Source organism: Shewanella sp. WE21, from assembly GCF_002966515.1.
In the GTDB taxonomy this organism is placed as follows: domain Bacteria; phylum Pseudomonadota; class Gammaproteobacteria; order Enterobacterales; family Shewanellaceae; genus Shewanella; species Shewanella oncorhynchi.
Map to the genome: position 1 here is coordinate 778,763 of NZ_CP023019.1, position 15,578 is coordinate 794,340.

At 45.4% G+C, this 15,578-nt stretch carries 9 protein-coding genes and 1 pseudogene; 6 read left to right on the forward strand and 4 right to left on the reverse strand.

The window, feature by feature from the left end; all coding sequences use genetic code 11:
- Window positions 1-20 precede the first annotated feature (20 nt).
- The 3 genes from dsbC to brnQ form a co-directional block, all read right to left on the reverse strand.
- Window positions 21-746, reverse strand: coding sequence for a bifunctional protein-disulfide isomerase/oxidoreductase DsbC (dsbC, locus tag CKQ84_RS03260; RefSeq protein WP_105250085.1), 726 nt, complete (start codon window positions 744-746; stop codon window positions 21-23).
- 141 nt (window positions 747-887) lie between these two features.
- A complete protein-coding gene (xerD, locus tag CKQ84_RS03265) occupies window positions 888-1,790 on the reverse strand; it encodes a site-specific tyrosine recombinase XerD (protein WP_105250086.1) in 903 nt (300 codons plus the stop codon).
- Between the two features lie 120 nt (window positions 1,791-1,910).
- Window positions 1,911-3,323 carry a branched-chain amino acid transport system II carrier protein gene (gene brnQ, locus CKQ84_RS03270; RefSeq protein ID WP_173913143.1) on the reverse strand — a complete coding sequence of 471 codons (1,413 nt, stop codon included), beginning with the start codon at window positions 3,321-3,323 and terminating at the stop codon, window positions 1,911-1,913.
- Window positions 3,324-3,851: 528 nt separating this feature from the next.
- On the opposite strand from brnQ, the gene CKQ84_RS03275 reads away from it, so the two are divergent.
- The 6 genes and pseudogenes from CKQ84_RS03275 to CKQ84_RS03300 all read left to right on the forward strand — a co-directional run bounded on the left by CKQ84_RS03275 (window position 3,852) and on the right by CKQ84_RS03300 (window position 14,192).
- Window positions 3,852-4,568 (forward strand): tRNA1(Val) (adenine(37)-N6)-methyltransferase, encoded by a 717-nt coding sequence (locus CKQ84_RS03275; protein WP_105250088.1) that lies wholly within the window; start codon window positions 3,852-3,854, stop codon window positions 4,566-4,568.
- Window positions 4,569-4,804: 236 nt separating this feature from the next.
- A complete protein-coding gene (gene srmB, locus CKQ84_RS03280) occupies window positions 4,805-6,064 on the forward strand; it encodes an ATP-dependent RNA helicase SrmB (protein WP_105250089.1) in 1,260 nt (419 codons plus the stop codon).
- A 362-nt stretch (window positions 6,065-6,426) separates the two neighbouring features.
- Window positions 6,427-7,638 (forward strand): efflux RND transporter periplasmic adaptor subunit, encoded by a 1,212-nt coding sequence (locus CKQ84_RS03285; protein ID WP_028761617.1) that lies wholly within the window; start codon window positions 6,427-6,429, stop codon window positions 7,636-7,638.
- Window positions 7,638-10,829, forward strand: coding sequence for an efflux RND transporter permease subunit (locus CKQ84_RS03290; RefSeq protein WP_173913144.1), 3,192 nt, complete (start codon window positions 7,638-7,640; stop codon window positions 10,827-10,829). Before CKQ84_RS03285 ends, CKQ84_RS03290 begins: the two co-directional genes overlap by 1 nt.
- Window positions 10,830-11,057: 228 nt before the next feature.
- Entirely contained in the window at window positions 11,058-11,765 is a 708-nt protein-coding gene (locus CKQ84_RS03295) for a TatD family nuclease-associated radical SAM protein (RefSeq protein ID WP_105250090.1), read from the forward strand.
- 190 nt (window positions 11,766-11,955) lie between these two features.
- Window positions 11,956-14,192 (forward strand): annotated as a pseudogene (locus CKQ84_RS03300) (PAS domain-containing protein).
- Here CKQ84_RS03300 and CKQ84_RS03305 read toward each other — a convergent pair.
- Entirely contained in the window at window positions 14,173-15,576 is a 1,404-nt protein-coding gene (locus CKQ84_RS03305; protein ID WP_028761621.1) for a hypothetical protein, read from the reverse strand. The pseudogene CKQ84_RS03300 and the gene CKQ84_RS03305 sit on opposite strands and share 20 nt — an antisense overlap.
- Window positions 15,577-15,578: the final 2 nt, after the last annotated feature.

Here is a 15,578-nt window from a genome sequence, read left to right on the forward strand (position 1 = left end):
AAATTTTACATTTTAGGCTGTTACTGACGTGCCTCTAAGGTGCGTAATAAGTCTTCAGGCGGTTGATAACCAGGGATCATATTGCCATCTTCTAATACGATTGCAGGCGTACCATTAACACCAAAGGTTGTGCCTAAAGCATATTGCTCAGCAATTTTAGCATCACATGTTGCCGCGGCAACTTTGCTGCCCGCTTTAGCATCAGTCATGGCTTTTAATGGATCTTTAGCACACCAGATAGCTTGCATCTCATCGGCATTAGCTGACGGCACACCCGCGCGCGGGAAGGCTAAGTAACGCACTGTAATACCAAGTTTATTGTAGTCAGACATTTGGCTATGCAATTTACGGCAATAACCACAGCTAACATCGGTAAATACAGTGACCACGTGTTTTTCGTTTTTCGCTTTATAGACAAGCATATTCTCTTCAAGCGGCTTCATCATTTCTAAACGCGGACCCGCTAATGCGGCTTCGGTTAAGTTTTTCATGCCCTTATCGATATCATACACACTACCGTGGAATAGTTTTGAACCATCACGGCTAATATAGAGCACGCCGCGGTTGGTCATGGCTTGATACAAGCCCTCAATTGGTGAGTCCTGCATAGAAATGACTTCAACATCTAACATCTCACCGAGTTTTTGCTTAATCGCAGCGGTATCGGGAGACGTCGCAGTGGCAGCGCTGGCAAGTGGTGCAACTAGGAGGGCAAAAACTAAGGATAATGCTGGGGTCAACTTCATGGGACATCCTATAAATTGTGTCGCTACAACGAGATATTGGGGCCGTTCTAACTCGAGATATTCAATAGACCCTGTATAGGGGCAAAAAGTTACAGACAAGCCGCGCGGAAAGCAAATTTATGCTGTAACTAAATCCTTTTTTTAGCCTCTAGGATGATGCTGTTGATGCAATTCCTGCAATCTTGCCCGTGCTACATGGGTATAAATCTGTGTCGTCGATAAGTCGCTGTGACCTAATAACAGTTGGACAACCCGCAGATCGGCACCGTGATTGAGCAAATGAGTGGCAAAAGCATGGCGTAAAGTGTGCGGTGATAATGCAGTTTCAATCCCCGCACGCAGAGCATAAAGTTTAATCCGATGCCAAAAAGTTTGCCGCGTCATCATCTGCCCGCGTTTCGACGGAAATACCACATCAGATTGTTTATTACCGAGCAACTCTTGGCGAGCAAATTTCATGTAGCCCTCCACTTCGGTAATAGCCAATTCCCCCAGCGGCACAAGACGCTCTTTGCCACCCTTGCCCACAATACGTACTAAGCCTTGGCGCAAACTCATTTGTTCCATGGTCAAGCCGACAAGTTCACTCACCCTGAGGCCAGTTGCATACAAAAGCTCTAGCATTGCCTTGTCACGGCATTCGACAGCATCATCCACATTGGGCTCAGACAGTAAACGGTCAACCTGCGACTCACTCAGAGAATCCGGCAAATGGCGCGTTAACTTAGGTGACTCGACTAAGGCCATAGGATCGGCTGAAATCTGCTTGGTCTGCACCAGATAAGTATAGAAACGCCGTAAGCTGCTGAGCAGCCGAGCGCTACTGGTACGCGCAAAATTCTGCTCAACTCTAAAGGCCAGATATGCCCTAACATCGGCCTGAGAAACCGCGAGTAACGTCACGCCTTGCTGACCTTGATAACGATCAAAATGGCGTAGATCGGTACGATAGGCCGATAGCGTGTTATCACTCAATCCCTTGCTTGACCAAAGATCATCAAGAAAAGCATCGATAAGTGGATCTGGCATATAGGTTTTAGGCACAAATACTCCATAAAAAAACGGCGTAATCAAATGATACGCCGTTGATATTAATTTAAATATGTCTAAGCCTGCATAAGCTTAACTGAGTTAAGCATAAAGACGAGAACTCGAATGCAAAGCCTAGGCTGCAGCCGTTTGACCACGGCCACGACCGAATACTAAACACAGTGCAATCGTCGCAATGGTCGGCAATAACCAAGCCATACCTTCTTCATAGAGTGGCAGCTTAGATAACACTGGAGACATAACATTCACTACATGGATAAAAACCTGTGCTAAGCCATTCATGGCTTGACCATCAGCGTCAGTCAAACTTTTCGCTGCCACTTTAAGACCATCGAAGATGCCGAAAAACAGTGCCACGCTCAGTACTGCACGATGTGCAAACTGTGGATTCGCAAAATAAGCGGTCAGGAAAGTCACAACCACAAGAGCAATAGCCACAGGATAAATCGTCATTAATACGGGAATACTAATAGCAATCAACTGACTTAGGCCCACGTTCGCAATCACAGCGCATATCAAGCTTAAAAAGATCACGAGGAAACGGTAAGACAGTTTAGGCATTAGCTCATTAAAGAACTCAGAACACGCACTCACTAGTCCAACCGCAGTGGTCAAACAAGCTAAAGTCACGACTGATGACAACAAGACTGAGCCTAGTTCCCCAAACTCGCGGGTCACGTAATTTGTTAATATTTCGCCGCCATTTTTAGTGCCGATAGCGATGTCGCCGGCGGTTGCACCTAAAAAGAACAAGGACACATACACAAAAGTTAAACCAGCGGCGGCGATAAAGGCTGCACGAATGAGATACTTAGTTTGATCGCTGGGTTGGTCAATACCCTTTTTACGCAGGATATCAATAATCAACATACCAAACATCAAGGATGCTAACGTATCCATAGTGTTATAGCCTTCCAAAATACCTTTGGTCAGCGGATGCTGTTGGTAATCCCCCACAGCTTGGCCCACTTCGGATGCAGGTAAAAACAGCACGGAGACTGCTAATCCGACCAACAAAATCAATAAAATAGGTGTTAATACTTTACCTACGCTATCGAGCAACTTACCTGGGAAAAGCGCCAGCAACATAGTGACAGCGAAGAAACCTAATGTGTATAGCAGTTGCGTCAGGTTTAATTCTAAACTGCCCAGCAAAAACGTTGCCGTGGTGTCATCGATAAATGGCTTAGCGCCAATCTCGTAAGCCACTAATCCCGTACGCGGCGCAGCAAAAGCGGGGCCGATAATAATGTAAATCGCGACGGCCAATGTCGTTGCTGCAAATACTGGCAGCATAGCCATAACCTTACCTTGAGCCTTAGCGACAGCAATCAGTCCAACTAAAGGTAAACCTACGGCGGTAATCAAAAAACCCAACATGGCGAGGGGCATATTTTCGCCCGCTAACATACCCGCGAATGGTGGAAAAATTAGGTTTCCCGCACCTAAAAAGAACGCAAAGGTCATAAAACCTAAGCCTAATGTATCTCCGATACTCATCTGATTGTCTTGCACTGGAAGCCCCATCTTGTCTTATTGTTTTTTTACAAACTTAAGTGATTATGTGTCGATTAGCCATAGCTAAAACAAAGCCCATCCGGAGTGCAAATCTATGTTTACACAATTCCGTGGTAAATATGTTCGATATCTGCCGAGTTTATAAACGATGGCGAACGTTTATGTAGCCTAACTGACGACTAATTCACCAACAAACTCGTTTACCTATCCGTTAATCTTAAAAGTGATTAAAAATGGGGGCGAAACTAATACCAGACTTAAAGCATCAATACAAGACAACAAGTCCGTTCAGGCAAAAAAAGCTAAATAATGCTAATTAACTGCTAATAAAAGGTTTCTAAGGCAATAAATTAAAGCGTTAATTAAGTGAAATCAGTATTGCCACGTAAAATAGTAAATGATTTGGCGACACAAATTCATACAGCGAGGACAGATGCGACTGTTTAAAAACATTAGCTAAAAACGAGGGCTAGAATTAGAATATTGCGCGCCCAATATTGGGCCTAAATCACTTTAGAACGGCAAAATTAACTCCCCATGGCATTCACTTTTAAACAATTTCATATCGATGACATGAATTGCGGCATGGCCGTAGGCACAGACAGCGTCGTCCTTGGGGCATGGGCACAACTGACCACCGCGAAATCAATCTTAGATATAGGCGCAGGCAGCGGCTTACTCAGTTTAATGGCCGCTCAGCGCAGTCAAGCACATATCACCAGTGTCGAATTAGACACCAATGCCGCCCATGCTTGCCAACATAACTTCCACAATAGTCCTTGGGCTAATCGACTGACCTTAGTTAATTGCAGCATCCAAGACTTTTGCCAACAAACTGAGTATCAAGGGTATTTTGAACACATAATTTGTAATCCCCCCTATTTTGAGCAAGGCACGCAAGCGATACAATCCCAGCGCGCTATGGCCCGTCACACAGATAGCTTAAGCTTTACCGCACTACTCGATGCCATTCATGTGTGCCTAGCACCACAAGGAAAAGCAAGTCTCATATTACCAATGCAGTGTATGGCCCGTTTCGACGAAATCTTAGCGCACTCTCAGCTCAATTTGATTGAAATAACCAACCTTATCAGCATTGTAGGAAAAAGCGCTAATCGAGTACTCTGCGTACTCGCCCACAAGACTCATCCACAAATGGTTCCAAAGCTCAGTGATATCACTATTCGTGAACGTTCAGGCCAATACACACAAACCATGGTGCAATTGGTTCGAGATTTTTACCTTAAATACTGATATCGAGTCCAATCCTGACACATTAAGTAAAGCTATCGAAGTTTGGCAAATTTAACGAAAGGTCCAATTTCCCACAAATTAAATGCTAATACATTGACCTAAAAGTAATTAACTTATGCCAATTACCATAAAACTTTACTGACTCAGAAGATAAACACAGGAGATCTAGATAAGTTATTTAAGTTAACCGCCATAACCTTTATAATGCTTCGCTATTATCCGTCGAGACGCTGCGCATGCAATTTGAAGATTTCCAGCTTGACCCTAGCTTATTAGAGTCGCTTAATGCCATGGGGCATCATTCACCCACTACGATTCAGCAAGAAACGATTCCTTACGCCCTAGAGCAAAGAGATATTCTTGCGCGCGCCCCGACAGGAACAGGTAAAACAGCGAGCTTTTTACTGCCATCGCTACAACATTTGATCGACTTTCCCCGTCGTTTTGCTGGACAAGCAAGGGTGCTAATCCTCACGCCAACCCGTGAGTTAGCCAGCCAAATCCACCGTTATGCGAGCCACCTAGCCACGGGCCAAGGTTTAGATATTGCTATCGTTACTGGTGGCGTTCCTTATGGACCACAGGAAGAAGCCTTAGCAGGCAACGTCGATATTCTGGTCGCGACCCCAGGCCGCCTGATGGAATATTTAGACAAAGGCAATTTCAATGCCCAAGAAGTCGATATCTTAATTATCGACGAAGCCGATCGCATGTTAGACATGGGCTTCTCTTCTGTGGTGCAAGCCATTGCTATTGAGGCCCAAGGCCGCAAACAGAACATGCTGTTCTCTGCCACCTTAGAAGGCGGCGGTGTACAACGTTTTGCCCGTGAAGTGTTAAACGACCCGATTGAAATCGATGTTGAAGCCCCTCGCAGTGAAAAAGCCAAGATCCACCAATGGATCCACTTAGCCGATGATAAAGAGCATAAATTTGCGCTGTTGTGTCATCTGCTACGCCAAGAGGATGTCAAACGGACTATCGTATTTGTGAAAACCCGCGACATCGTTTCTAGCCTAGAAGGCCAGTTACTGAAAGTCGGTATTCCCTGCGCCTTTATGCGTGGCGATATGGAACAGAAGAAACGCTTCCAAGCCTTGAGTCGCTTTACTAAAGGTGAAGTCAATGTCTTGTTGGCGACCGATGTGGCTGCACGCGGTATCGATATCGACGATATCACTCATGTGATCAACTTCGATATGCCACGTTCTGCCGACACTTATATCCACCGCATTGGCCGTACTGGCCGCGCTGGCGCAAAAGGTACCGCGATTTCACTTGCCGAAGCCCACGACATGCGTATCGTCGGTAAAATCGAGCGTTATATCGAGCAGCCGTTGAAACGCCGCGTGATCGAAGAGCTGCGTCCAAAGAATAAAGAAGCGCGCACACCGGGTAAGAAAAAAGCCAAAGTGAAAGCGAAAGAAGCTGCGAAGAAAACGAGCAAGAAAGAAGCGGCAAAGAAAGCGAGTAAAATCGCCCGTAAGAAAAAGTAACACCCGCTTAAATTCACCAAACTAAAGCCGCTATATGCGGCTTTTTTATTACCAAAATATAACTTACGTGGGTGATTTTACTAAAAATATCCTGCTATGTTTAATTATATAGAATGAAATGCGGCGGTTTTAGAGCGGTTAACCCCAATGCGTATTCATTCTTATTTCAATATATTCCAATCACCTAACTGAACCTTTCATCACTTTTCTGCTCTAATTTTCGCCCAAATATCGATGCATGATGCGCATATCTGTCGCGGCATCACTTTTAGAAACATTTAATTTACAAAAATAAATTTATTGGCGTGGCCGACTCTGCTACTTTAACCCCATTACGCGATTAGCATGGATTTAACCATTATATGATGAAGACCCTACTAAGGAGACTGTCTCCTTTTCTTATTCTGCTGCTGTTTGTCTTTGGCGCAGCCTTATTAATGCAAACGAAGGAGGCGCCAGAACAAAAACCTGAAGAGATGCCCATTCCTATCGTTGATGTCACGCAAGTGACTCAACAAACAGTATCGCTAAACTTACCTTCCTACGGCGTGGTTACCCCAAAGTATAAAACCCAACTCGTGACCGAAGTTCAAGGCAGAATGCTCACTATCTCCCCTCATTTTGTTGCAGGTGGCATAGTTATGAAAGGCGACCAATTAGCGCAAATCGAGCCCTCAGATTACGAGGCTGACTTAATGCAAGCCGAAGCGACGCTGGCCCAAGCCACCGCCGCACTGAACGAAGAAATAGCCCGTGGTGAAGTCGCTAAAATCGAATTCAAAGGCTACGACAAGGGCTTGCCCCCTGAATTAGGTCTACGTATCCCGCAACTCAAAAAAGAACAAGCTAACGTAAAATATGCACAAGCAGCACTGGCGCGCGCCCAACGTAACCTTGAGCGCACGGTTATTCGCGCGCCCTTTGATGGCATAATCAAAGTTAGAAATGTCGATTTAGGTCAATACGTTAGCTTAGGCACTAATCTAGGTGAGCTCTACGATACTCGCGTTGCCGAAATCCGCTTACCCATTTCTAATGATGATTTAGCCTATTTAGAGTCTGTCGATAATCCCGATACCCAAGTCACGCTTAGCGCCTCTTTGGCGGGCAAAGAAAATACTTGGGAAGGCAATATTATCCGCAGTGAAGGTGTTATCGATGCCGAAAATCGCATGGTGTATTTAGTCGCAGAAATCAAAGATCCCTATCTGCGCGCGAATAAAGTGCCAGGTAGCTTACCGCTTAAATACGGCAGCTTCGTCAATGCAGTTATCAAGGGCCGCACTGTCGATGGCATAGTCAAATTGCCCCGCCATGTGGTTCGTAACGACCAAGTCGCCCTAGTCAACGACAAAAATATCATTGAAATGCGCCAAGTAAATGTAGTTCGTAGTGATTTAGAAAATGTGTTCATCAAAGACAGTCTAAAAACGGGCGAACGCGTCGCTACGACCCACTTCAACAGTATGGCAAATGGGCAAATGGTCAAAATCTTAGGTGAAGCGGCATTGCCCACTGAGACACCAAAAGAAAATACTCCTGAATCGAGTCTTGCGGCCGCTGGAGTCAAATAATGGACACTCAAAAAGGGATCTTAGCTTGGTTCGCCCGCAACAGTGTGGCCGCGAACTTATTAATGTGTGTTCTGCTCATCGGCGGCCTGTTCAGCAGTATTTTGATTAATAAAGAGGTTTTTCCTTCTTTCGAACTCAATTTATTAAATATTTCAGTCGCCTATCCAGGTGCGGCGCCACAGGAAATCGAAGAAGGCATCAACATCAAGATTGAAGAAGCCATCCAAGATATCAACGGCATCAAGAAAGTGACTTCTGTGGCTAGCGAAGGCGTTGGCTCGATTACCGTTGAAGTTGAAGACGGTTACGAAGTGCAGACCATTCTCGATGAAGCCAAACTGCGGTTAGATGCAATTTCAACCTTCCCAGTGAACATCGAAAAACCGAATATCTCTCAAATCAAACCTGAGAATAACGTCATTTGGGTGTCTGTTTATGGCGATATGACACTCCACGACATGAAAGAATTGGCTAAATCGGTTCGTGACGATTTAACCCAACTCCCCGCGGTAACCCGCGCGAAAGTCACTGGGGTGCGCGATTATGAAATCGGTATTGAAGTTTCTGAGAATAAGTTACGAGAGTACGGTTTGACCTTCTCGCAGGTCGCATTAGCAGTGCAAAACTCCTCCTTAGACTTACCAGGTGGCTCTATTCGTGCTCAAGATGGCGATATCCTATTGCGCACCAAAGGCCAAGCCTACACGGGCGATGACTTTGCCAATATAGTCGTCACAACTCGCGCCGACGGTAGCCGCGTGATGCTGCCACAAGTGGCGACCATCAAAGATGATTTCGAAGAACGTTTGGAATATACCCGCTTTAACGGCAAACCCGCTGCGATTATTGAAGTTACCAGCATTGATGATCAAAACGCCTTAGACATTGCAGACCAAGTCAAACAGTACGTAGAGCAGCGCCGCGCCACACTGCCAGCGAACGCTCAACTCGATACTTGGGGTGATATGACTCATTATCTCCAGGGCCGCTTAGACATGATGATGTCAAACATGTTTTACGGTGCCTTGTTGGTATTTATCATCTTAGCCATGTTCCTCGATCTGAAGTTAGCATTTTGGGTCATGATGGGGATACCCGTGTGTTTCCTCGGCACTATGTTGGTCATGCCGCTCGAACCTTTCTCCATGACAATCAACATGTTGACCCTATTCGCCTTTATCTTAGTGCTCGGAATAGTGGTGGATGATGCCATTGTCATCGGCGAGAGTGCCTACACAGAGGTCGAACGCCACGGTCACTCGGTTGAGAACGTGATCCGCGGTGCGCAAAAAGTGGCGATGCCCGCAACCTTCGGGGTCTTAACCACAATTGCAGCCTTTATTCCCATGTTAATGGTTTCTGGCCCTATGGGGATTATCTGGAAATCCATCGGTATGGTGGTCATCCTCTGTTTAGCCTTCTCACTGGTAGAGTCTAAATTCATTCTGCCAGCGCATTTAGCGCACATGAAGTTTAAAAAACCTGGCGCACCAAAGGGATTCTTTGGCCACCTAAAAGCCAATTTTAACGACAGAGTGCAATACTTTATTCACCACAGCTATCGCAACTTCCTCGAGCGCTGTATCAAACACAGATACAACGTGGTCGCGGCCTTTATCGGTGTATTAATTCTGTCTATTGCCTTAGTCGCCAGTGGCAAAGTGCGCTGGGTATTTTTCCCAGACATTCCCTCAGACTTTATTCAAGTTGAACTTGAGATGGATGAAGGCAGCTCCGAAGGTAACACCTTAAAAGTGGTACAGAGCATAGAAGAAGCCCTGTACAAGATGAACGAAAAAATGGAGAAAGATAACGGTTATCAAGTGGTGAAGCACAGCTTTATCAATATGAGCTCCCGTACCTCTGCCTTCATTTTTGCCGAACTGACGAAAGGTGAAGACCGGGAAGTCGATGGCGTGACGATTGCTGCCGCGTGGCGTGAACAATTGCCTGAGCTTTTGTCGGTTAAAAAACTCAGCTTTAACGCGAGCACCAACGATGCTGGTGGCGATATTTCCTTCAGATTGACCTCGAGTGACCTCGATGAGCTGTCCGCAGCCTCTAAGGAGTTGAAGCAAAAACTCGCCAGCTATGAAGGCGTGTACGATATTGCCGACAACTTTTCATCGGGCAGCCATGAAATTCGCCTCAAGATACGCCCAGAAGCAGAAGCCCTTGGCCTCACGCTTTCCGATTTAGCCCGCCAAGTACGTTACGGTTTCTATGGTTATGAAGCCCAACGGATTTTGCGTAATAAAGAAGAAATCAAGGTGATGGTGCGCTACCCATTAGAACAACGTCGTACTGTGGGTTATCTTGAAAATATGCTGATCCGCACGCCAACGGGCACTTCGGTTCCCTTCTCGACCGTTGCACAAATTGAAAAAGGTGAATCCTACGCCTCAATTACCCGTGTTGACGGCAAGCGAGCGATTACCATCACGGCAAATGCCAACAAAAACATCGTTGAACCTTCAAAAGTAGTGCAAGAAATCCAAAAAGATTACCTGCCACAATTGCAGGCCAAGTACCCTAAAATCCAAACTGCACTGGACGGTGGCAGTTTGGATGAACAGAATGCCATGGTCGGTTTGATGCAAGGCTTCTTCTTTGCGCTGTTCACCATTTATGCCCTGATGGCCGTGCCACTTAAATCCTACAGTCAGCCGTTAATCATCATGTCTGTGATCCCCTTTGGGATTATCGGCGCCCTGTTTGGTCACTTAATTCAGGGACTCGCGATGAGCGTGTTAAGTCTCTGCGGCATAGTGGCATTAGCGGGAGTGGTAGTGAACGACTCCTTGATTTTGGTGGACTTTGTGAACCGTGCGCGGGAGCAAGGGCAATCGGTCAGGCAGGCGGCGGTCGATTCAGGCTGTTATCGTTTTAGGGCGATCATCCTAACGTCACTCACCACCTTCGTCGGCTTAGTACCTATTATTCTCGAGCGTAGTTTGCAGGCGCAAATAGTGATCCCTATGGCGACATCCCTCGCCTTCGGTATCCTGTTCTCGACCGTTGTGACGCTAATTTTAGTACCCCTGCTGTACATCATACTCGACGACGTTAAGCGCACTAGTAGCCGCTTCTTCCATTGGTGGTGGCAGCCTAAAAAAGACCATGAAGTGTACTTTACACCTGAACATTTAGAGCCGCCAGTTCCCACTGACTATAAAAAAGACTATCTATAAGAAGTTAACTAGAAGCAGTTAATCAATGTCTTGAAACTTAAAAAGAGAGCTTAGGCTCTCTTTTTAATCCTCTGTGCGAGTCAATAACCTCTCAATCATCTATGTCATTTTGAGTCTGCTGCGAGTGGCTTGAGCTTTCAAGTTGCGATCTAGTTGACAGTTATCGCATCAGGCTTTCGCTACACTGTGTTTAAGTCGTCAGCTATCGTTAGAATGAAACCCATCATTATGTCTGAGCATCTGCACAAGCAAAATATTGATAAACCACAAGTTGTCACCACAGAAACCCTAGCGAACGGTCACATAACAGATGAAGTTTGCACAAATGAAACCTGTGCGACTGAAACGCTTGTCTATGATATTCGTCGCAGTCGCTACCTTAATATTACGGGTCGCTGCACCCTGCGCTGCGCGTTTTGTCCAAAACATAATGGCAGTAAACAGATCCACGAATATCAACTGGCACTGTGTCACCAACCTAAGCCCGAAGAAATTATTCCACTGCTTGGCGATGTTAAAGACTTCGAAGAATATGTATTTTGTGGCTATGGCGAACCGACCTTAAATCTTCCAACCTTGCTGGCGGTGGCGAAAGAAATTAAACAAAGAGGTGGGCGAGTACGCATTAATACCGATGGTTTAGGTAATTTAGTCCATAGGCGCAATATTTTGCCGGAACTGGCCAACTGCGTTGATAGTTTATCCATTTCCCTCAATGCGGATAATGAAGCCGCCTATATGGAACATTGTCGCCCCAAACTCGCCGGTTCTTATGCCGCCGTACATGCTTTCATCGCATTAGCGCCACACTATATTGAAACGGTACAAGTTTCGGCCATCGAAGGATTAGCGGGTGTTGATATCGACATCTGTCGTGAACAAGTTGAGTCCTACGGCTGTGAATTCAAGCATCGCATATTAGGCGCCTTAGGCTAAACGGCATTCTAATACAGCCAAAATCGACTGAAATACCCAAGCAGATAACACTGTCGATTACGTGAGTGGTACATGTGTGAATCGTCTTAACTTTTACTCAAGGAATCTTGCTGAGTAACTTGGCACTGTCGTAACAATTCTTTCGTGTTAACATAGCGAAATTAACAGTTCACCCACTCATAATCGGTTCATGCTGAAGAATAACCCAAGCACGTATCCCGCTGCGCCACTGCTCTCTTTAACTCAAGGGATCTATTGGTCGCATCAACGCTTACTCGCTATTGCAAGCCAGCTTTCTATGCTGGTGATTGGCATGATTATTTTAACTCACTTAATCATTACTTTAGGTGAACGACGCCTGCAAGAAGAGTGGGCAACGCAAAGATACAGTGAACTGCAAACCATAGGCTCATTGATCGCAGATAAAGTGTCTTTTCAGCAATTTCGAACCCAAATTTTCGCCAATGGGGAACTGCTAAAACAATACTTAAGCAATCCTACCGCCAAGCAACAACTTAAATTGCAGGAAAACTGGCAAGATCTAGTAAAACATATTCCTGAGTTACTCGGCATTGCACTGTACGATCCCCAAGGTAACTATAAATTCTCAACTCCCCCTAATTTCAATAAAGATGCCTTACCACCGACCTTACTTGGAGCGAGTCGGAGCATGGGTGGCAAAGAAGTTTATACCTCACCGCTGGAATTTGTTCCGATAGACGGCATGCTTGAACCTTATATGTATCAAATGGCGTGGCTCGAGAAGCCCGATCAGAGTTCTATCGGTTATCTGGTGACATACAACTCTATGGTAAAAATGCTGGAGGCCATAAAACCAGCCTTTTCGAGCAATAAATCCCCTATGTTAGTGCTGGATACTCAGGGATTACTCTATGCTGGCGCTAGCGATCTCGCCCTCTAAGCAATATGCCAGAGACCTTAGGAGCAAGTTTAAGACAGAGCTATCCGGCCCTGTGGCGCGATATGTCCATGAGCAACTTTGGACAATTCCACGGTGAAGAAGCCACTTTTGTTTACCTTAAAATCGAACTTACAGCCCAACCTGAGACTCACAGAGAATATTTTTTACTCTCCTATGTGCGCAACTCAGACATAGCTGCTCGTTTCTCACAATGGCAAAACATTGTCATTGTGGCATCGTTAATATTAACGGTTTTAGCCGCTTGGGTTGTACTACTCAGCCACATGTATCGCTTACAACAGCGTTCACGCCAATACAGTATTGATGTTGCTAATGGCTTATTTAATAGTGACATCGGCTTTATGATGGTCAACGAAAATGCCAGAGTCATCAGCGCCAATACTAAAGCGGCACAAGCGACCTTAGTACCATTAGATGAGCTGACAGACCGAAGCCTACAGCGTACCTTATGCCTCGATGATAAAACCTACACGGAGTTAATGGAGCAGGTACATAAAACAGGTCAATGGTCTGGTGAAATCAGTTTAGACAGTATTGATGGCCCTACGTTACGCGTTCATATCCGCCAAGCACCAAGGGCGAGCCGAGGCTCACCACATCTATTAATCACCCTTGAGGACATCAGTGAGTTAATCAGCAGCAAACAAAATGCTTTTCTCAGTGAGCTTTTATGCGATAACACAGTCGCGACAGCCCTCACTGATGCTAACGGTAAACTGATTAAAATCAATCCTGTATTCGATGCGCTAATGCAACTCAATGGCGATTTAAATCAAGATTTAGCGTCATTACTCGCGAATGATTTAGGCAATCAATGGCAGAGGATCAGTGCTCAGATAGCCATGCAAGGTCAGTGGCAAGGGCAAATTCTATGCTCACCTAAGCAAGCGCATTCCAATTGTTTGCAAGCCACCTTGAAGGGTCATGTGGCCGCCGATGGTGAGATTGATTATATCGTCTGCACTTTAGAGCAAGCCGCCGAGCGTGGTCGAGGCACAGAGAAGCGTAACCTTGTGCCCCATCGCAGTACTATTCTGCTGAATTTGGCAGATTTAGAACGTTACTTTAACTCTCTGCCGCCACCAAGCCGTCTCAGCTCAAGCTTACTGTTAATGGATATCAATCCAGAGGGCATGCTAAGCCACATGAGTGATATCGACCAACTGGCAAATCGTCAGCAAGAAATAGAAGTGCAATTATTGCTTGAAATTCCAGCTAATTATCAAATTCTGCATTGGCAGCTAGGGAAGCTCATTGTGATGTTACCTGACACAGACGCCACCCATGCGCACAACTTTGCCCTCAATATGATGGAAAAACTCAATGGTAATGGCTTAGGGGAAGGTATTAGTATTGGTATTGCGGGTTATCAAGAAGGCCAGACATTAGAGCAATATTTGAATAATGCCGAAATCGCCCTAAAACGGGCGAAGCAAAATAACGATCAGAATATCGGTCAGGCCTTTACTCGTCATCAATCGTAGATTCGGGTGCATTAACGGAGTCAGGCAACTGACTCTGGGTAATTTCTATGATTGCCGAGCGGTTCATGGTGATTTTATAGCGAATATACTGCGGGGCTTCGCGCCCATCTCGCAACACTAAAATCAGGTTGACTTGATAGCGCCGCTCAACCGATTCATAACTAATTTTGCCTTCAACTTCCTTATAAATCTTCGCTTTACCCCGTTCTAAATAACGGGCAAAAGGCACTAAGCTAAAGCTCACTTGCTCTTGAATAGTCGAATATCCCGCTTGGAATTCACTCTGATTCACCTTAGTAGCGATTTTATAGTGCAGAATTTCCGCATCGACCTTATTTTGGCTATGTCTGTGCTTTAGAATGTCACTGACTTTTTCGGGTAGATCTTGCTGACGCATAAACTCAAGCCATACCAACTGCTTAGCGATAACCGCCTGACTCGTAGTATCCCGTAAAATGCGGCTCCAACGTGGTCGACCCCGCTGAATAAATCGCCACATGGCATTGCGCACATCGTCCTTAAAGATTTCCCTGAAACCATAGATCACAGCCAAAGTCAGCACTAGTGCAATAGTAAAACCACTAAAGGCGCCCTGCGCTTGAATTATCAACGCAGACACCACCAACATCACTAACGCGGTCGCCAGTCCTGTCGTAAACTTTTTAAGGCCAATCCCTAAAGGCTTTAACTCTTCTTTGAGTACCACCCCTTGTTGAATTAAACGGCGCAATAACAACATCTTATTAGAGATACGGTTAGGATCTTGCTTAGTTTGCGCTGAGTTGTACTTATGCTCATCACGATAGGCACATTCATTACGGCAGAGCGTGAGTACCCGCTCTAAAATATCGTTGAAATCACTGGTACGAGTTGCATAAGCGAGCACTTTGAGTAACTGCTGCTCACAAAACCAAGACAAGTAGTTATCAGCATTTTCAAAGTAAGATTTCCATTTGGGATCACCTGGTTCGTTACGACGAAACTTTTTCAGCAACTGGGCAATTTGTTCGCGTAATTCGTCGAGGGCAAAATAAAAATGGGTTACATCTGTGATTTGATTGAGTTCTTTAACATCGTTTTCAACCGCAACCGCAAACTGATAGGCGAAGAGATTTAGGTACAACCTGAATTCTTCAACAGTACGGCGATTTAAACTGGCAAAACGCCCCTGCACCAGAGGTAAGTGCAAGCCTTCTGAATAGTATGAGCGACGTCCAACTATTGAGCTGTAGTAGTACTCTTCTTCATTGAGCGTGCGCGAGCCTATGCCCATTTCCTTAGGTAAAAAGAAATAGAGATCAAGCTGACGATTATCGCCCTTTTCCATCTGATGGCTGAACTTAATCGACAGGGATTCTTCTTGCTTTACACGTATCTTAGACACAA

Bases quoted from the DNA above. Each gene is read 5' to 3' on its own strand.
- CKQ84_RS03290 (WP_173913144.1), top strand. From the start codon at position 7,638: ATGGACACTCAAAAAGGGATCTTAGCTTGGTTCGCCCGCAACAGTGTG.
- CKQ84_RS03275 (WP_105250088.1), top strand. From the start codon at position 3,852: ATGGCATTCACTTTTAAACAATTTCATATCGATGACATGAATTGCGGC.
- CKQ84_RS03285 (WP_028761617.1), top strand. From the start codon at position 6,427: ATGATGAAGACCCTACTAAGGAGACTGTCTCCTTTTCTTATTCTGCTG.
- dsbC (WP_105250085.1), bottom strand. From the start codon at position 746: ATGAAGTTGACCCCAGCATTATCCTTAGTTTTTGCCCTCCTAGTTGCA.
- CKQ84_RS03295 (WP_105250090.1), top strand. From the start codon at position 11,058: ATGTCTGAGCATCTGCACAAGCAAAATATTGATAAACCACAAGTTGTC.
- brnQ (WP_173913143.1), bottom strand. From the start codon at position 3,323: ATGGGGCTTCCAGTGCAAGACAATCAGATGAGTATCGGAGATACATTA.
- srmB (WP_105250089.1), top strand. From the start codon at position 4,805: ATGCAATTTGAAGATTTCCAGCTTGACCCTAGCTTATTAGAGTCGCTT.